The following is a 24,324-nucleotide window of genomic DNA, read 5'->3' as shown; positions in this document are numbered from 1 at the left end:
CTTCCCATTCCGAACAGAGAAGTTAAGCCCACTTGCGCCGATGGTACTGCAATGCAATGCGGGAGAGTAGGAGGCCGCCATCTTTTACAAAGCACCTTGTTTCAGCAATGAAGCAAGGTGCTTTTTTTCGTTACTATATTTAAGGTTACTATATAGAGCATCGCCCTGCGGACATCATGCAGCATACGCAACCACGTCCTGTATGGACAAAAGTAAAAGCCATGTGAGATTTTTGTTTTTCAAAACTGTAATATTGTAACGTAACGCTTGTAACGCAAAAAAAAAAATGTTTTTTCAAAACTGTAATATTGTAACGTAACGCTTGTAACGTTAACCCTTAACCCTTAACCGTGAACCCTTAACCGTGAACCATGAAAATATTCCTCCAAAAGGAGTAAGTTTCTCAGATTTTATGTTTACCTTTGCCATGTCTATCGTTGAATTCTCTTGTTTGTTTTGCAACACTAAGATAAGTGAATTCTTCGACATGATAAAATCCTGGGCCGCTTTTTGTTGCTCAGGTACTTAAAAAGTTTAATTTATAATAGTGTTGAGGAATTAAGGTTAGCAAGAAAGTATTGACAGAAGAAGATATAGATTTTTAGTAATATGGCATCTTGGAAACATACAGACATAATCGTTGATGGGCAGCCTGTGAAAGCGCAGGCTCCCATCATCGTTTCGGCAAGTAGAAGTACGGATATTCCTGCATTCTATGCCGATTGGTTTTTTGACCGCTTAAAGAAAGGTTACTCAGCATGGACTAACCCATTTAATGGTGTGAAGTCCTATGTGTCGTATGACAAAACTCGCTTTATCGTTTTTTGGTCAAAGAATCCTCGTCCGCTTCTTCCATATCTTGATTATCTCAAAGAAAGAAATATCAGGTGCTATATACAATACACATTGAATGATTATGAAAAGGAAGGATTGGAGAAAGTTCCTTCACTTTCAAATCGTATTGAGACATTCAAAATGTTATCTGATAAACTTGGTGCGAACGCTGTTGTTTGGCGTTTCGACCCGATGATTCTTACGGATGACATTACTATAGATGACCTTATTCATAAAGTTGAGAAGATTGGTGACCAGCTCAAAGGATATACGGAGAAATTGGTGTTTTCATATGCTGACATCAAGCTTTACAAAAAGGTTAAATTGAATCTTGAAAAGAATGGCATTCCATATCATGAGTGGGAAACTGCCCAAATGGAGGAGTTCGCTATGAAATTATCAAAAATGAATAGCGAAAGAAACTGGAATTTCCAGCTTGCCACTTGCGGTGAGCAGATAGATATTGATAAATATGGAATAGCTCATAATAGGTGTATTGATGGGGATTTAATCACTCGCTTGGCGTGGGACGATAAGGTGCTTATGGATTTCATGAAGGTTAAAATTCAGCAGATGCCGGCACCGTCATTGTTTGATGATGCACCATCATTACCTGATGACGCAATTATTCTGCCACACAATCAATTCTTCTTGAGTGCTCACAAGAAGGATCCTGGACAAAGAGCCTTGTGTGGATGTATGGCAGCAAAAGACATTGGTGAATATAACACTTGTCCACATTTATGTGAATACTGCTATGCAAATACAACTAAGCAAATAGCTCTGGAGAATTGGAAACGTCATCAGCAGAATAAAAATGCTGATACAATAACAGGAAAATAATTATGCCAAATTTTATAGATATATTCAGAAGAAACGGGAATATCTCGTTTGTCGGTATGAGAAATGCTGCATTGGCACTTCTTCCTACTGATCGAACGAGTCGTAATAAGTTGTACCAGGATTTAGAGCGTGGAAAAGGCATATTGGATGATGAAGACCATCTTAATATGTATCTACATAGCTTTGGTAAAATGCACAAAGCGAAGCTTGAAACTACTTTTAGTAGTATTCCTGATATTTCTGGAATCTTCTCTGAAGAAGTGGAGATTTACGACTGGGGTTGTGGTCAAGGAACAGCCTCTGTATGCTTATTGGATTTTCTCCATTCAAAGAATATATCACCTAATATCAAGCATTTTTGCTTGGTAGAACCATCAACTGCTGCTGTCGAAAGGGCAACACAGATTATAGAAAGTTTCAGTTCTGAATATTCTGTAAAGTCCATTACTAAGGATTTTGACTCTTTGAGTCCGGAAGATTTCAAAAAATCGAATATAAGAAAAGTACATCTTTTCAGTAATATACTCGATGTAGAAGCCTTTGACCTTGCACGATTCATTCACTTGTTCCAACAGCTATTCGGAAGTGATAACTATTTTGTGTGCGTCGGTCCATATTATAGTAACAACAGACGTGTTGATGAATTTGTAGCTGCTACATCACCTGACATTATGTATGCCACGATGAACAAGGAGCGTGGTACATGGCAGGGTGACTGGACAATTTCAATGCGTATATTCTTCAAACATTTCGGCCATATTGAGACTGTTGAGAATATTCGTAAACGTATTGAAGATTCGCATAAGAAAGAACAGTTCTTTGCAGGATTTGTACTTGATGCAGTCGCAGAGGAATATAGTAAATCAGATAAGGCAGATAATGCAGAAGGACTTTATCGTTCTCTTTCAGCTTTCGATGTCAAATCAAATATACCTCTTGCTTATAATTCAAACACAGACTCCAAACTTGCAGTCTTGGCGAATATCATATCAAGAGGTTTGCCAACAAAGGCTCCATTGTTATTAGAGAATACTTTTGCAGAGTTATTCCATATTTCAACCAAGCCAAAGGAAGGGGCAATACTTGATTATAAGTCCAATCATAAAGTTTTGGTGCAGGAAATTTATGAAGCCCTGCATATTATAGATCCTCGTTTCAATGTAGATTTCTATAATGGAGATATGCTTGACAGCTCCTTTGAGAAAGATTTTATTGAAAAATACTTGGAAGGTTCTCAAAGTGAATATCTGATTCAAGTTTTTGAGCCACAACGTAATCTTTCATCAATTGTAGATATTCCAGATAGAAAATTCAGCAAAGACCAACGAGTAGATTTCGCATTAGAGATTCCTTATGGTGATGCAAGAACCGGCTTCATTCTTGAAATGGACGGTCTGCGTTATCATTCTAATATATTCCGTCGAATTAACGATGAGCGACGTGACCGAATGGCTCTCAATGGAGGCTGGGACACATATCGTATTGAACAACTGAAAAATATGGCGTTCATGCAAAATTGGGAAAATGACGCTGCTTCAGTTGACTACTTAAAGATAATAAAGGCTAATTATAACAAGACACTGTCTGGAAATTGGTTGAACACTTTGCAAATAGTTCTTGCACCAATGGCTATTGCACGAGTTGAACGAATGTTAGTGGAGGCGATGATGTCTGGTGCTCTTAGTCTCGATAGTGATGTTTGGAATATTGCCATTGTTGAACGTGACATTCCATGTTCTGCCTTGGCTATAAAAGACCTTTCTGAGAAATATAAGTATTTTTGTGAATTAGCAGGTTCATCAGATAAACTGCCGGAAATAAAGCTTCAGATTATATCAACAGAAGAGTTCAAACAATCTCCATTGCATTTGGGAAACCATGTTGTTACTCAAATGCCAGAAGGACATTTTGACCTTTGCTTGGATATATCAATGTTGCTTAGAGACAACATTGACGCCCTGCCTTTGAATGTCGATGCAGATACAGTCTATCTTATCCGTTCCTCTCATTACAAGAAACGTGAACGCACAATCTGCGCTGCAGACAATATACAATATCCTCCGTTGGTTACAAAGGATGGTACAGGGTCTTATGTAAATATAAAGAAAAGGGAAGATGTCCTAACATATTTCCTGCGAGATATTTTCCGAAAGCCTTCATTCCGTCCTGGTCAGTTGCCTATTCTTAGCCATGCTTTGGCTGATAAGACTACTATCGGATTACTTCCTACTGGTGGCGGTAAGTCTTTGACATATCAGTTATCTTGCATTTTACAACCAGGTGTTTCAATAATAGTTGATCCTCTCGTTTCACTTATGGTTGACCAGGTTCGGGGGTTGCGTGAAGCACGAATCGATGCTTGTGAATGTGTTAACAGTGGAATGGATGCCAAAAAGAAGGCTAAAAAACTGAATCTTATGCAAAATGGTTCTGTCTTGTTCATGTTCCTTTCTCCGGAAAGATTTATGATGGAGAACTTCCGTTCAAGTTTGCTTACCATGACCGAGAAGAATCATGTCTATTTCTCTTATGGAATTATCGATGAGGTTCATTGTGTATCTGAATGGGGGCATGATTTCCGTACTTCTTATCTCCACCTTGGACGAAACATGATAAATTTCATGAAAACAAAATCAGGTCGTCCATTGTCTATTATTGGTTTGACGGCTACTGCATCATTTGATGTTCTTGCTGATATTGAGCGTGAATTAACTCTTGGTGGAAACCTTACTATTGACAGTGAAACAATAGTACGTCCTGAGTCTGATTCACGTCCAGAACTAACATACCGTATTATTGAGGTCTTTTCTAATTTTGATGAATTGAGAGAGCCTAATGAGCAATTCTTGCTTAAAGCAAAATCAGATTGGGAACTTAAAGATGTTGTAGCAACAGCAAAGAAGAATAAGATGTATGAGCTACTGCATGAAATTCCTTCTGACATAGTGCAAGTCAATCAGCATGAGACTGAGAAATCAAGGGTTGCTCATATAGAGGACTTTTCTGCTGATGATTTCTATTCGACAGATAGTGAACAACACTATAATAATGCCGGTATAGTATTCTGTCCCCATGCGCATGGAACTTTCGGCGTAGAAGATAATGTCTGGGGAACCAGGAAAGGTATCTCCACTGAATTGCGAGAGCATGAGCGGGATTTGTCTATGGGTACGTTTGTTGGTGGTGACAAGCCTTCTGGTGATATGAAGTCATTTAATGAAAATGACCAAAATCTGATGGTGGCCACTAAAGCTTTCGGTATGGGTATAGATAAGCCAAATATCAGATACACAATTCATATCAATCACCCTTCATCCATAGAAAGTTATGTTCAGGAGGCAGGTCGTGGTGGTCGTGATAAGAAGCATGCCATATCTTATGTGTTATATGATCCAACTGAATTCATTGAATTTACTATAGATAAAATAAATGATATTCGGTATTTGATGGGAGAGGAAGACCCAACATGGCTTGAACGGTATATCAATAGATTTGTTCTTGCAGACGATATTCCTGCATTGTGCAAATATAATAACTGTACCAAAGAACAGACAGATAAGATTCTTGATATTATCAGAAAGCAGGGATTCCTGGAGAACATAGACAAGGACATTAACTTGTGGTTCCATAATAATTCTTTCCGTGGTCTATTCAAAGAGAAGGTCATTCTTGTTGAACTCACAGATAGGATTATCAATGCTAAGCCTACGCTTCTAACAGAGATTCAGGCAAAGTTGAGAGACGAAACAGGAAACGAGGATGTATGCTTAAAGATAGATACAAGAAAAAATGCAGTTAAAATCATTTCGGAAGAAGATAATAACAGACAATACGGTTATATCTTCCTCGACACCCTGCGCCCAACATATAATTATCTGGGATTTGATTATATGTTATGTTCGTATATATCTAATTGTTTGATTCAGATACTCCAATCATATGAAGATTATTCTGCTAAAGCACTTATGCGCCCATTGGAGGGAGAAGACAACATAACAGAAGGTATATATAAGGCAATGGAACATGCCGACGAAGACGGTAATGCCAGTATTGTCGTTTCTTGGGAAAATAATGTTCAACAAGATCCTGAAGGCTTTGAAGCTTCAATCAAAAATGAGATCCTTGCTATATCAAAGGAACAGGGATGGCAAAACATCAATGAGGACAGATATGGTAAGTTGGATTTGAAAAAGATTGGCGATTTCAATGAGTTAATCGCTAAGATAGCCAGATGCTCTGGTGATACCAGATGGCTTCGCAATCATGCAAATGAAAGCATCTATAAGAGAATACGAATGGCTTTCTGTAAGAAAAGAGATAAAGACGATACAGATAAAGCCATATACAGAATGTGCTGCATAGGGCTTGTTGATGATGTGACCATTGATTATCTGTCACAAACATACGAACTTAAAATCCACAAACGCACTGATGAAGAGTTCAAACAGTATATGTTGAATTTCTTCCGTAAGTATTACTCTTTGGAGCAAGCACAGAAGAAGGTGGATGAAATTGACAAACAGCCAGGGCGCAATTATTTAGACCGTTGCTTGGGTTATTTAACTGCCTTTGTGTATGAATACCTCGAAAAGAAGCGTTATCGTGCCATCGAGGACATGTGTATAGCATGTGAGGACAGTATCATTGAACGTCAAGCAAATGGTAACGACGAATGGCTGAAAGAGTTTATTCATTTATACTTCAACTCTAAGTATGCACGAACAGGCTATGAAGTCAACGGAAAACCTTATTCCCTGAAGGATGATACAGATATAGAGGGAAAAGATGGATTCGATGTCGTTAAGAAGTATATTGAAATCATTGACCCTGTTAATGATAACTCTGGCAGTGAAGTGGATAATGTCAAACATCTGTATGGCGCGACCTTACTTTGTCTGAGAGCACATCCTGATAATGCTGCTTTGCAACTTTTGCTTGCTTATTGCATTACTTTCTTAGGTGCAGGAAATAACCAGAAGCTGAAAAATAATGCTTATAACAATTATATTGAAGGCTTTATGACTTTATATAACAGAGATAATAAGCAGGTCTGGAGTGACATTGACACATTTACATCTTATCTTAAAACCAAAGTTCGTAAAGATGACAAGTTTATCAAGCAGAACTTGGTTGACGATGGTAAGAAGACGATAACACTTTTTGTCCATGAGGATAAATTAAATGAAATAACAAAGAAATATCTAAAATAATTATATCAAAATGGCATACGATATTAACGCTACTTTGGAAAGGTTAGAACAGAACCTAAAGCAACTTGATTCTGCAAGAAAACAAGTTGAAACCACTGTTCAAGCAAGTGAAGAATTGCAAAATGCCGTTGCTGGTTATGTCGCTTCCATCAATTCCTTTGTTAAGGAAATCAAAGAATGGGAGAAACAATTAGAAGGAGCACAGGTTGGAATATCAGAAGAATTGCAGATATCAGTGGATAAAATGACTTCTGCTTGCGAGTCTATTACTTCCAAATTCACTTCTTCAGTCGATGCTTCTTTACTGAAATTTACTGAGCAGAATAACTTGTTGGCAGAAAGGGTTAAAGAACTTAATGCCCTTCGTGAGGAGATAAAAACTACCACAAAAGAGATTCAAACCATTAAAGAGTCTCTTTCTGCCATTTCCAAGGATTTGAAGGATTCTCAAAAGGGTCAAGATGTCGCTATTGCATCAATCAAACAAAAGGTTGATGACCTTCCTTCCAAGATTAAGGAATATGCTGACAGCATTACTGAGAAGTTGAATCAATGGAATCAGGAGTTGAAAAACATAATCGAAGATACTACTCCTACGATAAAATCCATTGAAACAAAAGTAGATGCCGTTACCAATACAGTTAATGGCATACAGACTTCATGCAACACAATTAAAAGAGCCACTGATAATATAAATAACGAGATTAAGAATTTGCAAAATGAATTAGCGACTTCTTCCGAAGCTACGACTAAAGCAATTAACATCAATCGTTGGATTATTATTGCCGGTATCATTATTCTTGCTGCTTTGCATTTCATTCATTAAACAGTAAACCGTAATTGTATGCGCAATCGTCCTATAGCAAAACTGATTAAATGGTTTGTCAATCGTGAGAAGGGCAAAGTAGTTGATGCACGTTCCGAGATTCAACGACGTTTTGCTTATCTTGACTGGAATGACCAGAAGAAAATCCTTTTGGCATTCCTTTCTTCCGGCAAAGCCGATCGCAAATGGGCATATAATGAACTGCGTCTTTTTTCAAAACATTATAATTATGAACTATCCTCTGATTTCAGAATATATTGAATCCATTAAGCAGTCAGAAGACAATTTTAATGAGCTCACCAACCTTCGTCCTGTTTATGATGAAGCTGGTGAGATAGTGATGTCAAGCGGTAACTTTGCTGTGGTATTCAAGATGAAAGATGAATCCTCTGGGAAACTATATGCAGTGAAGTGCTTTTTGAAATAGCAAGAGGGACGTAATATTGCATATCAGCAGATAACAGATGAATTGGAATATGTGTCATCAAACTATTTGTGCTCCATCAAGTACTTCCAAAAAGAATTGTTTGTTGATTCTACAGTTTCTTCTGATACTGAATTTCCTGTTTTACTCATGGACTGGGTAGAAGGAGTTACGCTTGATAAGTATGTTCATCAACACATATCCGATAAATATGCTTTGCAGCTTATCACATATCAGTTTTGTAGAATGGCTGCCTGGCTGATGTCACAACCATTTGCTCATGGAGACCTTAAACCTGATAATATCTTAGTTACTGTAGATGGGGCCTTAGTACTGGTTGACTATGATGGTATGTACGTGCCCGCTATGCAAGGACAAAAGGCGCGAGAATTGGGCAGTCCTGACTATCGCCATCCATTGCGTACAGAAGATTGTTTCAATGAACATATCGATGATTTTCCATTGGCGCTTATTGGTATGTCTCTGAAAGCAATAGCTTTAGACACCTCTTTGTTGCAGAATAATGCTAAGTCAGATTCACTTCTGTTTTCAGAATCTGATATCCAGGACATCGGTGAATGTCTGATGATGAAATCACTATGTGCTCTTTTGAATGATGCGGAATTTTCGAAATTATATGCTTTGTTCCTCTTGGCGCACTCACAGCAAGAACTATCAGCCGTGTCATTTCGATTGTTTTTATTGAATAAGGTAGAAAAGCCAATTGAAGAAGTTCTTTCTACAGAAGCAACGGAAGAGGATTTTAAGTATGCTATTATAGATGGGTATGGAGTTAAGTATAGTCGCGATGGGAAAAAGCTATTAAAGGCTTCTTTATCATTCTGCGAGAAAGAATATGCTGTAAGAGAAGGAACAGAAGTTATTTGCGATGGTGCTTTTAGTGAGTGCGAATCTCTGCAAAGCGTCACCATTCCGAACTCAGTCACAGGCATAGGAGGTGATGCTTTTTATTTGTGCGAATCTCTGCAAAGCGTCACCATTCCGAACTCAGTCACAGGCATAGAAGATGAAGCTTTTTATTTGTGCGAATCTCTGCAAAGCGTCACCATTCCGAACTCTGTAATAAGCATAGGAGATGGAGCTTTCAGCTCGTGCGAATCTCTTCAAAGCGTCACTATTCCAAACTCTGTAACGAGCATAGGAGATGAAGCCTTTGGTGGCTGCACATCTCTTCAAAGCATCACCATTCCAAACTCTGTAACGAGCATAGGAGATGAAGCCTTTAGTGTCTGCAAATCTCTTCAAAGCATCACTATTCCGATCTCTGTAACAAGCATAGGAGATGGAGCTTTCTGTTTGTGCAAATCTCTTCAAAGCGTCACCATTCCAAACTCTGTAACGAGCATAGAAAATGAAGTTTTTAGATGGTGCAAATCTCTGCAGAGCGTCACTATTCCAAACTCTGTAACAAGCATAGGAGATGAAGCCTTTAGTGGCTGCGAATCTCTGCAAAGCGTCACCATTCCAAACTCTGTAACGAGCATAGGAGATTACGCTTTTAGTGATTGCACATCTCTTCAAAGCGTCACCATTCCAAGTTCAGTAACCTACATAGGAGATGGAGTCTTTAGTGGCTGCGATTATCTTCAAAGCGTCACCATTCCGAACTCTGTAACGAGCATAGGAGATAAAACCTTTAGTGGCTGCGAATCTCTTCAAAGCATCACTATTCCAAACTCTGTAACGAGCATAGGAGATTACGCTTTTAGTGATTGCACATCTCTTCAAAGCGTCACCATTCCGAACTCTGTAACGAATATAGGAGATGGAGTTTTCTATTGCTGCACGCATTTAGATAAGCCTTCCCGACTACGACTAAAAGAATTAAATTATACGCAATTTGAGGATTGGGATTATTATTATGAATATTAAAAGTAGCAAAATAGTTTTGGCAGTTATTGCCGTACTATCCTTTGTCTTTGCTTACCTGTATGACAAATGGAAATATAATACTATGTGGGAAAGATGTCAAGCATCGGATATCCTCTTATGAAACAATTCATAAACATATTTGCGTTAGTCGGGCTTGTTGCATCCTTCGCAACTTGCGGTTCAACTACAAAAAAGTAGAGCTTGCTCAATGCAATAGTGTCAGAGCTACAAGTACGAAGTGTCTGATGAAACGCTTTGGCGTACACAAAAGACTATGGCACAACTATTTGGCGTTGGCGTACCGGCAATCAGCAAGCACCTAAAGAACATCTTTGAAGAGGGTGAACTTGTTGCGGATTCAGTTATTTCCAAAATGGAAACAACTGCCGCTGATGGCAAGAACTACACAACGACATATTATTCTCTTGATGCTATCATTGCCGTAAAAACAGGAGAACAGGTTCCCGTTTCACTCTTGACGCAAAAAATCGTTTTTCAAAACTGTAATATTGTAACGTAACGCTTGTAACGCAAAAAAAAAATCGTTTTCAAAAACTGTAATACTGTAACGCTTGGAACTGATGATACGGATAGCTTGTGGGGATGGCATTGACCTGTCCTCCGCGGTATCTAATGGTTCATAAGGTAATATACTTGGTTCTTGCGGCCAGATAATAATGTTATAGTATTTGCAATGCAATTGCTGCGCATGCCTCTGCATCCGCCAAAGCATGATGGTGCTTGGTAAAATCGTATCCGCAACGTGCAGCAATAACATCGAGGTTGTGATGTCCTTTTGGCCATACTCGGCGTGATGCCATGCAGGTGCAGTAGAACTCGTAATCGGGATATTCCATTTGATAGACACGAAATACGGCTTTTAGGCAACTTTCGTCAAAGGCTTTGTTGTGGGCTATGAGCGGAAGGCCAGCTATCCTGGGTTCTATCTGGTTCCATACTTCAGGGAATATAGGAGCATTGTCGGTATCAGAAGCACAAAGGCCATGAACCTTACTACACCAATAGTTGTAATAATCAGGCTCAGGCTTTATCAGTGAGTAGAACTTGTCCACTATCTTGCCACCACGAACTATAACTATGCCTACAGAGCATACCGAACTGCGCTCGTTGTTGGCTGTTTCGAAATCTATTGCTGCAAAGTCCTGCATTGTAAGATGTATTTTTTATTATACGGAAAAACAACCCATAACACGTTTGAAGCATTATGGGTTGTAGATATGTTTTTATTAACTTAGTCGTCTATAGGAGAGAACTCGTCCTTTCCTACTGAGCAAAGCGGACACTCGAAATCATCGGGAAGATCCTCAAATGGTGTACCTGCTGGTATTCCAGCCTCTGGTACTCCTACAGCTGGGTCGTATACCCAACCGCATACGTCGCAAACATACTTCTTCATAGTTCGTTGTTTTTTTAGTGGTTTATATTTAGAAATTATCTACATGTACCTCAAAGTAAGCCTTTGGATGTGAGCATGTAGGGCATATCTCTGGAGCTTCGGTTCCTACTACAATATGTCCGCAGTTGCGGCATTCCCATACCTTAACCTCACTCTTCTTGAACACTTCCTGAGCTTCTACGTTGCGCAGTAGTGCACGATAACGCTCTTCGTGACGCTTCTCAATAGCAGCTACAAGGCGGAACTTTTGTGCCAATTTATTGAAGCCTTCCTCTTCGGCAGTCTTGGCAAAGTTTTCGTACATATCTGTCCATTCATAGTTCTCGCCTTCAGCAGCAGCTGCAAGATTCTCAGCTGTAGTGCCAATGCCACTAAGCTCCTTAAACCACATCTTGGCATGTTCCTTCTCGTTGTCGGCAGTTTGCTGGAAGATAGAAGCTATCTGCTCAAATCCGTCCTTTTTTGCACGTGATGCGAAATATGTATATTTATTGCGAGCCTGTGATTCGCCTGCAAAAGCAGCAGCGAGGTTCTTTTCTGTCTGTGTGCCTGAATATTTGTTTGCCATAGTCGTATTTTTTAAAAAATGTTATTGTTTTCTTTATCTGATGCAAAGTTACTGATAATCATTAAATTAGCAAAATAAATATCGGCAAACAGATAGTAAATTTCGGTACTGCGACATATTTGTACGCTTAGCTTGCTGAAATTTACCATTTGTTTTGTAATTTTATGCCCAAATAACAGATATATTATGACAACAGAAGAAATTAAGATTCTACACCTTATTATATTATAGATGATAAAATCGTGCGTATGTTAATGCCATTGGTGGACGACATGGAGGAAGAGCCAAGGCAATACCGCGAAGAGTGAAACAGGACCCTGAAACAGTATCTGCCCCTGTTTTACATGATTTCCGTGTGACTTAAAAAAGATCCGTGTTCATCCGTGTCTTTCCACAAACTGTCAACTGTCAAACTGTAACGCTTGATATGAATTGGCGTTGTCCAAGAAACAGGAACCAGTCCTCGTGTTTCAAGAATCCGAAACCTATTTTTCCTTTTCAAAAACTGTAATACTATAAGCTGTAAGAATTGAAAGTCATGATGTCAATGACCTGATCCCGTGACATTCGGATGACACGGAAACGTTGGTGCTCCGGAAAAGGACACATAGAAATTTTTTATCCACGGATCACACGGATCACACCAGAATATAAAATATCAGCATAAATTAAAAATAATGGTCAAAATATTTGGATTTTAACATAGAAAGCGGAGGAATTCCTAACAATCAACGACGGGCTGAAAGCCCAATGTCTTCCATATCCCAGGGCACCGCCCTGCGGACATGATGCAGCACATCTAACCACGTCCTGTAAGGACAAAAGTAAAAACCATGCGTATTTTTTGCTTTTCAAAACTGTTATACTGTTATATTGTCACGCTTGTAACGCGAAATCGTTTTGAAAACTGTTAACTGTTATTTGTTATTTGAAACACAAAATCGTTTTAGAAACCGTTACAAACTGTAACGGTTTGGGATGATATTGACCTGTCTCCGTGGTAATTATGCTATCATTCCTCCTCCTCTCCTTCCTGTTCTGAACGGAATTCAAAGACGAGTTCTGATGCTGGGATGTTGCTTTCTTCAAACATTCCACGAAGTATGTTTATTTTGGTAGCTGTGCTATTATCAGTCCATACATACTTTCCTGGTGCAAGTTCGCGTCTCCAGTAATCTTGTGTAGTTGAGAAACCGCACTTTTCATTTGCGCAAAGCCATTCTATGGTTGAACGCTTTTCTATCAGAATATGTCCGCATACTTGAATAAGCATTTCCTTCCATGTATTGACCGTATATCTAACCCCATGAAGTATATACGCCTGAAGTTTCTTGCCGGTGAACTCATAATCCTCATCGTCAAGTGATGCAAATTCCGCCTCACGGTTCAACGGCTCAAATGATGTTGTAGGCATAGGCCAAAGTCGCATAAACACATTCTGTAGTTCTTTCTGACGTGCTTTCAGCTCCGTTTCGGTCCATTGTTCGCACGATTTCACAGAGTTGTTCAATCGGAACGCACTGTCTTTGAAACCTTTCTCCATGTCTCTTTTCTCTATAAAGGTAAGATTGCTATATTGAGAGTTATATCCAGTGAGGGTAAGGTTTGCCATTGTATGAAGATATTGCTCATGAATTCTTTCCCAATCATCACCCAACGCAGTTTTCCACTTGTCTGACAAGGTTTGTGGCATGATATGCTCTATCGTGATATTCTTTTCGGTCAGTTCCTTCACCACATCATGGCGTTCATTATTGTCTTGGTTCTCCATGCGCTCAAGTATAAACATACGAGCATTGACTGGCATCTTATATACTTGGCGTGTCTTGAAATCGCCCTTCACCTCCTCGTCTGATGGAAACACCGAAGAGTGCCCCTTCTTTAGCAGTACGTATTTCAGTACGTCAATATATGAAGGTGTAGTCTCGTCACTCGATCTGTTGACGTGATTCAACACATCCCGGTGAAGTGTGGCAAAAACTTTATTCAAAGCATTCGATGGAAGATTGCAAATGATTCTGCGTGCCCAGTAGGCTTCTATGACATCAAGAACTTGGTAGATTTCTGTTTCTGCTAATCCTACTTTAGTTGCATAGTCGAAGAATGCCATAAAGAAAGGATAAGCAATAGTAGAATCCAACGTCCGAAGCTGATTCAACTTTCTATTTAGCTTGGCTGTACCTACTTCTGCATTGTCAACTTGGCTGTAAATCTTAGCATAGTGATGCATGTCTTCCAAGAGTGTTGCCCTATCAATGTCTGCAGTCTCTGCATACTCTTTGAATATAAAGTAGATTTTATCAATACGACCAATCTTACCCTGCTTCATAGTAAGATAATCACGTACAAAAGAGGATGGGTCGTACTTGGTAAATTCTTCTATTGGATTCCAGAACCGAGTATAAAGATCGTCCTGTTCTGCAGGTGCGAGTGACATCAAGAGATAGTTGCGTATCTTATCTGCTTCGCTCAGATCAAGACCTGTAGAGTTCAGACTTTCAAAAATCAACTGTGGGTCATCATCTTCGTCAAGACGTATGTTGATAACTTCAAGTTTCTTTATGGTCTCAAAGAGCTCGTCGAGGGTTAGACCAATACTAGTTATCTTGTTATAGAAGAAGTCGTAATTGCGAGTCACGTTTGATTCCTTGATATATTGGTCTTTTTGCTTATATAGCAACGCATCAAATGCCTGCATATCTTTCTTGATGGGCTTAAGTTTCACCTTACGTTCATCCTCCTGATATTCATCCACAAGATAACGCTTGAAGATTTTCTCAACAAGCTTTGCATCAGTAGCCTCTATTAGTCCTTCTTTCTTGGCATTGACCATAGCTATAAGCAGCAACGAAACGGTTGTGATTCGCTGCTGACCATCAATGATGAATCTGTCTTCAGTTCCCGACTGAATGCTTGATACGATACTACCAAAGAAGTGACTCCTGCGGTTACTATTATGGAGCTTCATTAAATCTTGAAACAACTGCTCACAGTTTTCCTCCTTCCAGTCGTAGTTGCGCTGATACAGAGGAATGATGAATCGCTTGTCAGATCCCTCAAAGAATTTTATCAGTGGTTGTGCGTCGCCTTTCATAGTTAGAAAATTGATATGATGTAACCAATAAGCTCTTTATTGTTGCAATTAGGAACTTCAAGAGACCTACCTCCTTTTAAGCCATATTTACATAGCTCTTTTTCAGAAAGCATTGTGCCTTCATATTCTTCAAGTAGTTCAAGTTTATAAGTAATTTCATTGGGTGGTGTAACGACCCAAAACGATTGGTCTTCACGTTTGCAGTTCTCAGCAGTTACCACCATCTTGAATCGTACACAGCGCTCATCTGACATAAAAAGATACACTATATCTCCAATAGAAAAACGTACTCTTCCCATTCTCCAATTGATGAATCCAAGATAATGGATTGCATCTGTATGTCTGCACCTTTTTCTGTTGGCAAAGGCAAGCCAAGTGCGATTATTCAACATAATTGTAATTTTAAGTCAAAAAACATCTAATTTCTTCCATATCTTTGCCTTCTCCGTTAGACGGTACATCTGTTTTGGATGATTTGGCTGTTCTGGATATTTTCGTTCAATACTGCCATCTGTTAGAGCAGGGGCTATATAACTATCATGCATTGTTTTACGTCTGACAATTCCACATAGTTTCATCATCTCAGAAACATCAATGTAATCATCGTTCATTACTGTCACTAACTTTTCTACTTGGGCGGTACTTGGGCGGTACTTGGGCGGTACTTGGGCGGTACTTGGGCGGTCAAACTCTTTTTCACTTGTCCACTCAGCCATCAATGTTGCCTTCAGAATGAACGCATCAATATGGAACGATGGGATTGCGCAGCCTTTTGTTTCCAGCTCATTGCAGATACGGTCGATACCTTCGCCAAATTCCTTGACATACTTATATGCCTTGAGGTATTGGGCTATCTTGGGATTTCGTGAGAAATGAGTGTGGCGAATGTTGTCTGGACGCACCAATCCTGGCAAATCTCCTGGAGTCTCAAAGACTATACGGTCGTCGAACATCTTAATCTGAATCTCTGTTCCCTTGATGTTGTATGCTCTGTGGCAGCAACTATTCACTACCATTTCTTGTATAGCATATTTTGGGTAGTTGCGGTTTGTAATAAACCGACCGTCTTCTCCAAGGAATGAGTGCTCACGAACCTGCGTTTCCAGATAGTCAATGGTTCTTCTAACCTGCTGAAGTATGGTTCCTTCGAATGTCACGTCCTTGACAACATTCATCTCAGTACCAACCTTTTCCTCTGTACCCTCATAGCGGATGAAGCGAGTGCGGGCACGTGGAAAGAAACGCTGAGGATTCTTTCCGAAAAGGAGAATACAAGCGGTACTAACCTTCTGCTGACCATCTTTCTCAGTAACAAAATCGTTGTTCTCTCTCAGATACTCCATGGCAGACTTTCCATAGCCTATGACATTCATATAGTCACTCACAAGATTCATGTCAATATCATCGGTAGTGGCGTCATAAACATCTTTGTCCTCGTAGTAGCGTTCGCCTTTGTCGTAGAGAAGCTGCATACGCTCATCAAAATTGAGTTTTTTGCTTTTGTCGCCTACACGCATGAAACATTCGTCTGCTTGGTTGGTATGAAGTTGAACGCTTGCAGGAATGTGCATAAGCAGGATGCGGTTCTTTCGACCTTCATAGTCTGTACATGGCAAATATTCACACCTGACCCTTACAGACGGATTGCAGAAATCGAAAGGAGCGCGAAGCAACTCATTCAGTCGCTCTTCGTTTCCATCAATCCCCTCTATTCTGCGAGTCTTGTCGGAAACACCAATGGCAAGCATACCACCATCGGCATTAGCCATAGCCACAATGGGTATCGCTAACGCTTTGGGGTCAATCTGTATGCTCTTGCAATCGAATGTCTGACATTCTTTGCGAGCCAGTATTTCTTCTATTGTCATATTCTGTTGATTTTTCATCTTGTTATTGCATGGCTAACCAGCGGTTGTTTTTTCCATTATCAACCAACATGACCTTTATTTATTCTATTTATCTTGCCGTCCATATGGACACTTTATTAATGATAGATAGTTGCAAAATTATGAAAATATCTTGTAAAACGTGCAATAATATCTAAAAAGAAGCATACGTAATTCTTTTTTATTGCGTATTATGCATAAAAACAAGGGGCCAGTCTCACTCAGTTCCTTCGTTTTTGCTTTTCAAAAAATGTTATATTGTTATATTGTCACGCTTGTAACGAAAAAAAATCGTTTTAGGAAACTGTCAACTGTCAACTGTAACGCTTGGGAATGATGATATTGACTACGGATAGTTTTGGAATGACATTGATCTGTATTCATGACATGGCTGCTGACTGCAACTCCGGAAAGCTGAACGGGTATGCTCCGGAATATGAAAACAAGTGAAACAGTATCTGTTCCCCTGTTTCATCCCCCCTGTTTCATGGTTGCCTCATAAGTAAGTCATAACTAACTCCGCACTAAGTCCCAAAATTGGCGGACAATGATTGGAGGTACAAGGAACAGAAAGGGAGAATACCAATGATGTGGAAATGAATTGTATGATTGGAATTGCAATCTTAAGCGTTACAGTTGACAGTTGACAGTTTGGGAAAAGCAAAAAATCATCCAAGCGTTACAATATAACAGTATAACAGTTTCCATAAACCATATTTTTGCGTTGGTGCTCCGAAAATGTCACACGGATTACATGGATGACACGGATTTTTATTTGCAAGTTCCCTCCCTTTTTAATATCACACAGATATTCTGGAGCAGCGAAGACAGAGTGAAAGTTCGGTTTTACTCTGTTGAGTCGCGTCAGAATAAGCCAAAGGCAAATCTCAGAAATTTATTATCCACGGAACACACGGAGAACACGGAAAAGATTAAAGTTAAAGAAACGCTCTGAGGAAGGTGTTCGAGTGCATTTTCGTCTTTGATTTATTTGCTGTGATATGCGCTTGGCTTATATTGTCAGGAGAGAATTATAAAAAAAAACTATGCGAAGTCGAAGATAAAAATATCTATAGTAAAGTTAAATAATATTAAATATTAAATTATAGCTGCCAAAACTCTTGCATTTCGGGGGTGTCGTGTTGTATCTTTGTATTTCAAGCCGAGGATGATTTCCAAAACAAGAAAGAAACCTTTAAACCAAAAAATCAAATAAATAATTTAACAACTAAAAAGCTGCTTATGTTTACAAAACAAGTAATTCAACACGCCATCTGGTCCCGACAGAAAGACCACGGTTTCCCGATCGCTTCTCGTTCGGTTCCCGTTAACTTCTCGTTAGGTCCTCGTTCGTCTCTCGTTCGTCTCTCGTTCGTTATTCGTTAGTCTATCGAAGACCGATCGAGAACCGAACGAGGAACAAGCGAAAAACGAACGAAAGAGCAACGAATGTCGGTCGAGAAACTATCGAAAACTCAACGAGTAGCCACCGTCATGGCTGGCTTATGGCTGACAAAGTACCCTTCAGCAACCACAAACCAGAAAAATGCCTTTTGTTTCAAACCTGCCGAGGTGGAATCCTGCACTTCCTTTCCCGCACTGAGCATTTTCTCGGCGAATAAAGCCATTTCGTCTATCCCGACGGATCCTATGCTCCAACCATGCCTAAACCCCCTCCACGGGTTTATAACGCCTTGTTGTCCCCAAATAACCGACGGAGAGAATCCAGAGTCCACCCCAAAACACCCTACCATAAGCCCAACAGCCCATCTTTATAGGCTCAACCACAGGTCAAACCATAAAAATCATGTAAAGCCTTACAAGAACCCTCAATATTATCATTTTGTGCAATGTGGGTATTGTAACTTTACAAATGAAGCATAATGCAAGTTCGATATATTTACAGAACGATGGATTTTGGCATCAATTCAATCCATTATTTCACGGAAGCCCTCTTTTGTCCAACTCCTCTTTGATGAAGGCATCATATCATGTCTGGATGATGTCGAAATCACAGAAATCACGGAAATCTTTTATCCACGGATCACACGGAGAACACGGATTTTTTAATGTCGCACTGAAATCACGAAAATCTTAAAATAATCTTTAACGAAAATCTATTCTGTGTCATCCGTGTGCTCCGTCGAACACTTCTTGACGATGATGCGGAAGGTGGTGCCGTGATGGGGTTCGGTGGCTTTGACGAAGATGCGTTCCTTGTCATTACGAAGCTGGAATCTATGGTTTGAGCTGAAAGAGCATCAAATTGCTTCATAATCGAAAAAAAAACTCTAAAAGCTGTGAGTATCTCAGAATATTTTTATACTTTTGCAGTGTCAGAGTCTTATTTATTTCTAAATCCAATACTAAATAGATATAATTTCTGACATTGCAAAATCCTGAGCGAATCGACACTTCTGCTTGTCAAAGCAAGTAACCGGCTTTGCCGCTTAGCTACACTAAGAACTTTTGTTGCCTAGGGGCTTATAAAAACATTAAATTATAGTATTACGGAAATTAGGTTATATTAATAAATAATTGACTAAAAAAATGAAGCTATCCTTATTATCAACAATTCTTTTCCTTTGCATGTCATCTGCAGCATGTGGGCAAAGTAAAAAAGACAATTTTGATTTCAACTGGCGATTCATCGAACAAGACGTAAAGAATGCGCAAGACGTACAGTTGGACGATTCCAAATGGAAACGAATAAACTTGCCGCACGACTGGGACATATTCCATGCGCCCGCAAAAGACGCACCATCAGGCAATGACGGAGGATACTTCCCCGGAGGCATCGGATGGTATCGCAAGCAGGTGAAGGAATCAGAACTGAAAACAGACAAAGGCGAGACAATATGGCTTCATTTCGAAGGCGTGTATCAGAATTGCCAGGTGTATGTCAACGGTGAGCATGCAGGCGGTCATGCTTATGGATATACGCCATTCAAAGTCAACATCACACCTTTTGTCAAAAAAAGCACCAACACCATTGCTGTGCGAGTGGACAACTCGCATCAACCTAACTGCAGATGGTACAGCGGTTCGGGCATATATCGCCATGTGTGGCTCGAAAAATACGATCAAAACAAGATAGACAATCCTGAAAAGCTGTTCGTGCGCACAGACAGCATCTATGGCATGTCAGGAGATGGCACCCATGCTGATTCAGCTACCGTGAGCATAGCATATGAGGGACGACAAACAGAAAAACGAGTGCTCAAAGATGTGGAGCTATGGTCACCGCAGCATCCTAAACTTTACGACATAAAAGTTGGACAGCTAACCATAAGGCATGGAGTGCGAGCTTTCAGTTATGATGCAAAAAGAGGATTCTTGCTCAACGGGCAGCCAACGCTCATCAATGGAGCCTGCGTGCACCATGACGATGGAGTCATCGGAGCCATGGCATACGATGCGGCAGAAATACGTAAGGTCAGGCTGATGAAAGAGGCTGGATTCAACCTCATACGAACATCGCACAACCCTCAGACACGAGCTATGCTCGATGCTTGCGACAGCATCGGCATGATGGTCATCGATGAGGCGTTCGACGGATGGAGGTCTGAAAAGACCAAGTACGACTACCACCTCGTTATCGACTCATGTTACAGGGAGGATCTTACCGCCATGGTGCTGCGCGACCGCAATCACCCATGTGTCATATCATACAGTATCGGAAATGAAGTCATCGAACGAAAGGACATACGTGTCATACACACAGCGCAAACTTTCAAGGATGTTGTGACATCTCTCGATCCAACACGTCCTGTCACAGAGGCACTATGCTCATGGGATAGCGACTGGGAGATATTCGACCCGCATGCGGCAGTGCTCGACATAGTGGGCTACAATTACATGATGCACAAGGCAGAAAGCGACCACCTGCGATGCCCCGAACGTGTGATGTGGCAGACAGAGAGTTATCCGCGCGATGCGTTCGCCAATTGGAAACACACCTTTGAGCGTCCATACATCATTGGCGACATGGTATGGACAGGACTCGACTATCTCGGCGAGTCGGCCATCGGGCAGTTCCACTACGAAGGGGAACAACGGGGCGAGCACTACCAAGCCAAGCACTTTCCTTACCACGGGGCATATTGCGGCGATGTCGACATCACTGGCTGGCGCAAGCCTATATCGCACTACCGCGACATGCTGTGGAACGCTAAGGATGGCTCTCCAGACATTTACCTTGCTGTGAAAGAGCCCGACAACTACCGCAACGGACATGTCACAGAAACGCTGTGGTCTGTATGGCCCACATGGGAGTCGTGGAACTGGAGCGGATGGGAAAACAAGACCATCGAAGCCGAAATATACACCAAAGCACCAAAGGTGCGCCTGTATCTCAACGATAGTCTCGTGGCGGAAAGGAATGTCAGCATGGCCTCACAATACAAGGCAGTCATCCCGCTGCAATATCAGCCAGGCACCCTTAAAGCTGTGTCGCTTGATGCAGATGGCAACGAAGTGAAGGAAAGCATACTGCGCACAAGCGGAATGCCTGCAGCCATTAGACTCACACCAGATCGCAAACAAATACACGCAAACGGGCAAGACCTTGCCTATGTCACGCTCGAGGTGACTGATGCCAAAGGAAATGTCGTGTCAGACGCAGACATCCAACTGACTGTAAGCGTATATGGTAAAGCCTCGCTCCTTGCTGCTGCCTCTGCAAATTTGAAAGATATTGAGCCTAAGACTTCTGCCAATGTGACAACATACAAAGGACGAGCAATCATTGTCGTAAAGAGCGGAATGAATGCTGGCAAGGCCACAATCAAGGCATCATCCGCAAAATTAGGCATATCAGGAACAACAGCAGTGTCTGTCATGCCACAAAGATGGACAATACCTCAAAAATGACATAGGGACAATTGACACGGGGACAGATCAATGTTGCCAATTTTAAGTAAAATAATAAACAAAAATCTTTCTCCGTGTTGTCCGTGTGTTCTGTGGATTTTTTTAGTTGCCTACGGCAAGATGTTTTGGAGTAGCGAAGACAGAGTGAGAGCTCCATTTCATGGCACCTTTTCTCGCCATGGCAGAATTAAAGCGAGCTTTATTCTGCTCATCTGGCTTAACGAAAACGTTCGCTTTCACTATGCTGAGTCACGACAAAACAAACCATAGGTAAATCTTTGGAGGAAATCTTTAATAAAAATATGGCCTTGGCCAGAAATCTATCATTGGAATTTAGACGGAATTTATGCAGAAATAAAATCTTTAAAAAATCTCTAACCCATAACCCATAAACTAAACACTCCGTGTGTTCCGTGGATTACTTCTTGACGATGATGCGGAAGGTGGTGCCGTGATGAGGTTCGGTGGCTTTGACGAAGAGGCGACCGGCATGGTATTTCTCGATGATGCGCTTGGAGAGGGAGAGGCCGAGTCCCCAACCGCGTTTCTTGGTGGTGAATCCAGGGGAGAATATCTGCTTGGCGATGGATTTGGACATTCCGCAACCGGTGTCGGTCACGTCGAGGATGATGGATGTGGGACGGTCGGTGAGGACGAGGGATAGGGAGCCTTCCCCCTGCATGGCATCGATGGCATTCTTACATAGGTTCTCTGTCACCCACTCGAAAAGGGAAGGGCAGAGGGGGACTATGACGGGATGGGAGGGGAGACTGACCTGAAATGACACATGCGATGAGGTGCGCTTGCGGATATAGGTGGTGACGTCGGTGAGGAGACGACAGATGTCGGTGGGCAGCAGCTCAGGAACGGCACCAATCTTGGAGAATCGGTCGGCGATGGTGTTGAGACGGGAGACGTCTTTCTCTATCTCCCCCACATAAGGGTCGGTGGGGTATTCCTCCTTGAGGATCTCTACCCATGCCATGATGCTGGAGATGGGGGTGCCCAACTGATGGGCGGTCTCCTTGGAGAGTCCCACCCATAGCTTGTTTTGTTCGGTGCGCTTGAAGGAGACGAGGGCGAGGATGGCGATGATGACAATGCCTCCCACAATACCGAGTTGGATGAGTGGCCATACGGTGATGCGGCGTATCATGGTAGAGTCGTCGTAACAGACGAGTTGGAAACCTCCTGGCTTGTTGCCGTCAATCTTGACGTAACGACCTGCAGCTTTCATCTGTTGTGCGCGTCGGGTGAGTTGCGCGATGGTGTCTGCACGGTCGGTGGCTTGGATGCTGATGTTACGGTGGTCGGTGACGTTGCCGTCTTGGTCGATGACGATGACAGGGATATTGTTATTGTCTTCGATGACATGGAGCACCAGGGAGAGATCGGTGTTCTGGTCTGCATTGTTGAGGGTGTGGAGTGCATCCGACCATAGCTCCATGCGCTTGTATTCTTCTGCTGCGAGGTCGTTTGCCAGCCATTTGGACACCAGTAGTGAGGTCACTGCCACCAGTAGTGCGGCAGCGACAAGGGCAGTTTTGAATTGCTGTTGTCGGTTAATCCATGTCATCTTTAATATAACGCACGTGTATATATAATATTGTGTAGGCGTGGCTCTTTTTTTACCCTTAACCATCGTCGTGCCCTAGGATGTTAACTACGTGATTCCTTGGTTTCGTGTTTACTTGGGGAGATAAGGAATTTTGTGGAAATGCGTAAAAAACTGCGGTGACTGCTGAAGCGCTATTGATACGGTTAAGTTCAAGGTTAAAGTCAAAGTTACAGTGGAAAACAGGGGGAAATGTATGGAAATGATGAAGAAATGACGTTAAAAAGTGAAAAAAAAGAGTGAACTACTCTATAATTCATAAATAATTTGTACCTTTGCAGTCCGTAATAGTGCGATTATGTGTAGTTTAGAGACTTTCAAAATAGATCTGAAGGCAATGAAAACCGATGAAATGCATCGGGAGTACACCCTTGACGATGCATTTTTCAAGGCTCTCAACGCCTCGGAAGTGAAGGGCGGAGCATTGCATGTGTCGGTGTCTATACGCAAGGCAACCGGCTTTTTCGAACTCCAGTTTCATACCGAGGGCACAGTCACCGTACCTTGTGACTTGTGTCTTGATGACATGAGTCAACCCATCGTGACCGACAATATGCTGATTGCGAAACTGGGTGCGGAGACCAATACCGACGATGATGAGGTTGTGATAGTGGACGAGAACGAAGGAATACTCGACACGTCATGGCTCATCTATGAGTTTGTGGCACTTGCCATACCCATCAAGCACGTTCATGCACCTGGAAAATGCAATAGTGCGATGACGCAGAAGCTCGCTGAGCTGAGCGGTGCTGTCCGAAGCGGCAAAGAGGAGGCAAAGGAAGCAGACCCTCGCTGGGCCGCACTGGCGAAACTGAAATTAGAAGAATAACAAATGAAAAAAG

16 protein-coding genes, 1 rRNA gene and 1 pseudogene are annotated in these 24,324 nt (G+C 41.3%); 9 read left to right on the top strand and 9 right to left on the bottom strand.

The window, feature by feature from the left end:
- From rrf to CIK96_RS03190, 7 genes and pseudogenes are all read left to right on the top strand, one after another.
- A 5S ribosomal RNA gene (rrf, locus tag CIK96_RS03225) occupies positions 1-83 on the top strand; the annotation flags it as partial.
- A 526-nt stretch (positions 84-609) separates the two neighbouring features.
- The gene (locus CIK96_RS03220) at positions 610-1,677 is read left to right on the top strand and encodes a DUF1848 domain-containing protein (protein ID WP_094390826.1); all 1,068 of its coding nucleotides are present in this window, start codon (positions 610-612) and stop codon (positions 1,675-1,677) included.
- A 2-nt stretch (positions 1,678-1,679) separates the two neighbouring features.
- Positions 1,680-6,887 (top strand): DEAD/DEAH box helicase, encoded by a 5,208-nt coding sequence (locus tag CIK96_RS03215; protein WP_254046647.1) that lies wholly within the window; start codon positions 1,680-1,682, stop codon positions 6,885-6,887.
- A 10-nt stretch (positions 6,888-6,897) separates the two neighbouring features.
- Entirely contained in the window at positions 6,898-7,713 is an 816-nt protein-coding gene (locus CIK96_RS03210) for a hypothetical protein (RefSeq protein ID WP_094439598.1), read from the top strand.
- 229 nt (positions 7,714-7,942) lie between these two features.
- Positions 7,943-8,140, top strand: a complete 198-nt coding sequence (locus CIK96_RS03200) for a hypothetical protein (protein ID WP_094439594.1) — start codon at positions 7,943-7,945, stop codon at positions 8,138-8,140.
- A gap of 51 nt (positions 8,141-8,191) precedes the next feature.
- A complete protein-coding gene (locus CIK96_RS03195) occupies positions 8,192-10,030 on the top strand; it encodes a leucine-rich repeat protein (protein ID WP_144007472.1) in 1,839 nt (612 codons plus the stop codon).
- Between the two features lie 247 nt (positions 10,031-10,277).
- Positions 10,278-10,475, top strand: a pseudogene (locus tag CIK96_RS03190) (cell filamentation protein Fic); the annotation flags it as partial.
- Positions 10,476-10,710: 235 nt separating this feature from the next.
- On the opposite strand, the gene CIK96_RS03185 reads toward CIK96_RS03190, so the two are convergent.
- The 7 genes from CIK96_RS03185 to CIK96_RS13180 all read right to left on the bottom strand — a co-directional run bounded on the left by CIK96_RS03185 (position 10,711) and on the right by CIK96_RS13180 (position 18,623).
- Positions 10,711-11,199 (bottom strand): 3'-5' exonuclease, encoded by a 489-nt coding sequence (locus tag CIK96_RS03185; protein WP_094390823.1) that lies wholly within the window; start codon positions 11,197-11,199, stop codon positions 10,711-10,713.
- Positions 11,200-11,282: 83 nt separating this feature from the next.
- Positions 11,283-11,447, bottom strand: a complete 165-nt coding sequence (locus CIK96_RS03180) for a rubredoxin (RefSeq protein ID WP_094390822.1) — start codon at positions 11,445-11,447, stop codon at positions 11,283-11,285.
- Positions 11,448-11,475: 28 nt separating this feature from the next.
- Positions 11,476-12,015: a rubrerythrin gene (gene rbr / locus CIK96_RS03175; RefSeq protein WP_094390821.1), complete on the bottom strand. Its 540-nt coding sequence runs from the start codon at positions 12,013-12,015 to the stop codon at positions 11,476-11,478.
- A gap of 1,012 nt (positions 12,016-13,027) precedes the next feature.
- The gene (locus tag CIK96_RS03170) at positions 13,028-15,109 is read right to left on the bottom strand and encodes a DUF262 domain-containing protein (RefSeq protein WP_094439590.1); all 2,082 of its coding nucleotides are present in this window, start codon (positions 15,107-15,109) and stop codon (positions 13,028-13,030) included.
- A gap of 2 nt (positions 15,110-15,111) precedes the next feature.
- Positions 15,112-15,501: a hypothetical protein gene (locus CIK96_RS03165; RefSeq protein ID WP_094435408.1), complete on the bottom strand. Its 390-nt coding sequence runs from the start codon at positions 15,499-15,501 to the stop codon at positions 15,112-15,114.
- A gap of 15 nt (positions 15,502-15,516) precedes the next feature.
- Positions 15,517-16,977, bottom strand: coding sequence for an ATP-binding protein (locus tag CIK96_RS03160; protein ID WP_094439605.1), 1,461 nt, complete (start codon positions 16,975-16,977; stop codon positions 15,517-15,519).
- 1,493 nt (positions 16,978-18,470) lie between these two features.
- Positions 18,471-18,623 carry a hypothetical protein gene (locus CIK96_RS13180; RefSeq protein ID WP_158214823.1) on the bottom strand — a complete coding sequence of 51 codons (153 nt, stop codon included), beginning with the start codon at positions 18,621-18,623 and terminating at the stop codon, positions 18,471-18,473.
- A gap of 922 nt (positions 18,624-19,545) precedes the next feature.
- Between CIK96_RS13180 and CIK96_RS03145 the strand changes: the two genes are divergently transcribed.
- Positions 19,546-21,867 carry a glycoside hydrolase family 2 TIM barrel-domain containing protein gene (locus tag CIK96_RS03145; RefSeq protein ID WP_094439584.1) on the top strand — a complete coding sequence of 774 codons (2,322 nt, stop codon included), beginning with the start codon at positions 19,546-19,548 and terminating at the stop codon, positions 21,865-21,867.
- A gap of 102 nt (positions 21,868-21,969) precedes the next feature.
- Here CIK96_RS03145 and CIK96_RS13175 read toward each other — a convergent pair whose 3' ends face one another.
- Both CIK96_RS13175 and CIK96_RS03140 read right to left on the bottom strand, forming a co-directional pair.
- Positions 21,970-22,107, bottom strand: a complete 138-nt coding sequence (locus tag CIK96_RS13175; RefSeq protein ID WP_158214822.1) for a hypothetical protein — start codon at positions 22,105-22,107, stop codon at positions 21,970-21,972.
- A 178-nt stretch (positions 22,108-22,285) separates the two neighbouring features.
- Positions 22,286-23,443, bottom strand: coding sequence for a PAS domain-containing sensor histidine kinase (locus CIK96_RS03140; RefSeq protein ID WP_173839790.1), 1,158 nt, complete (start codon positions 23,441-23,443; stop codon positions 22,286-22,288).
- Positions 23,444-23,819: 376 nt separating this feature from the next.
- Here CIK96_RS03140 and CIK96_RS03135 point away from each other — a divergent pair, with 376 nt between their 5' ends.
- On the top strand, positions 23,820-24,311 hold the full coding sequence (locus CIK96_RS03135) for a DUF177 domain-containing protein (RefSeq protein WP_336410091.1): 492 nt from the start codon (positions 23,820-23,822) through the stop codon (positions 24,309-24,311).
- The last annotated feature ends 13 nt before the right edge of the window (positions 24,312-24,324 follow it).

This window comes from Prevotella sp. P4-98, assembly GCF_002251405.1.
GTDB lineage: Bacteria > Bacteroidota > Bacteroidia > Bacteroidales > Bacteroidaceae > Prevotella.
Note: the sequence above shows the minus strand (reverse complement) of the source record. Positions and strands in the feature narration are given on the sequence as shown.

Bases quoted from the DNA above. Each gene is read 5' to 3' on its own strand.
- CIK96_RS03145 (WP_094439584.1), top strand. From the start codon at position 19,546: ATGAAGCTATCCTTATTATCAACAATTCTTTTCCTTTGCATGTCATCT.
- rbr (WP_094390821.1), bottom strand. From the start codon at position 12,015: ATGGCAAACAAATATTCAGGCACACAGACAGAAAAGAACCTCGCTGCT.
- CIK96_RS03215 (WP_254046647.1), top strand. From the start codon at position 1,680: ATGCCAAATTTTATAGATATATTCAGAAGAAACGGGAATATCTCGTTT.
- CIK96_RS03185 (WP_094390823.1), bottom strand. From the start codon at position 11,199: ATGCAGGACTTTGCAGCAATAGATTTCGAAACAGCCAACAACGAGCGC.
- CIK96_RS13180 (WP_158214823.1), bottom strand. From the start codon at position 18,623: ATGGCTTTATTCGCCGAGAAAATGCTCAGTGCGGGAAAGGAAGTGCAG.
- CIK96_RS03200 (WP_094439594.1), top strand. From the start codon at position 7,943: ATGAACTATCCTCTGATTTCAGAATATATTGAATCCATTAAGCAGTCA.
- CIK96_RS03210 (WP_094439598.1), top strand. From the start codon at position 6,898: ATGGCATACGATATTAACGCTACTTTGGAAAGGTTAGAACAGAACCTA.
- CIK96_RS03170 (WP_094439590.1), bottom strand. From the start codon at position 15,109: ATGAAAGGCGACGCACAACCACTGATAAAATTCTTTGAGGGATCTGAC.
- CIK96_RS03220 (WP_094390826.1), top strand. From the start codon at position 610: ATGGCATCTTGGAAACATACAGACATAATCGTTGATGGGCAGCCTGTG.
- CIK96_RS03160 (WP_094439605.1), bottom strand. From the start codon at position 16,977: ATGACAATAGAAGAAATACTGGCTCGCAAAGAATGTCAGACATTCGAT.
- CIK96_RS03135 (WP_336410091.1), top strand. From the start codon at position 23,820: ATGAAAACCGATGAAATGCATCGGGAGTACACCCTTGACGATGCATTT.
- CIK96_RS03165 (WP_094435408.1), bottom strand. From the start codon at position 15,501: ATGTTGAATAATCGCACTTGGCTTGCCTTTGCCAACAGAAAAAGGTGC.
- CIK96_RS03140 (WP_173839790.1), bottom strand. From the start codon at position 23,443: ATGACATGGATTAACCGACAACAGCAATTCAAAACTGCCCTTGTCGCT.
- CIK96_RS03180 (WP_094390822.1), bottom strand. From the start codon at position 11,447: ATGAAGAAGTATGTTTGCGACGTATGCGGTTGGGTATACGACCCAGCT.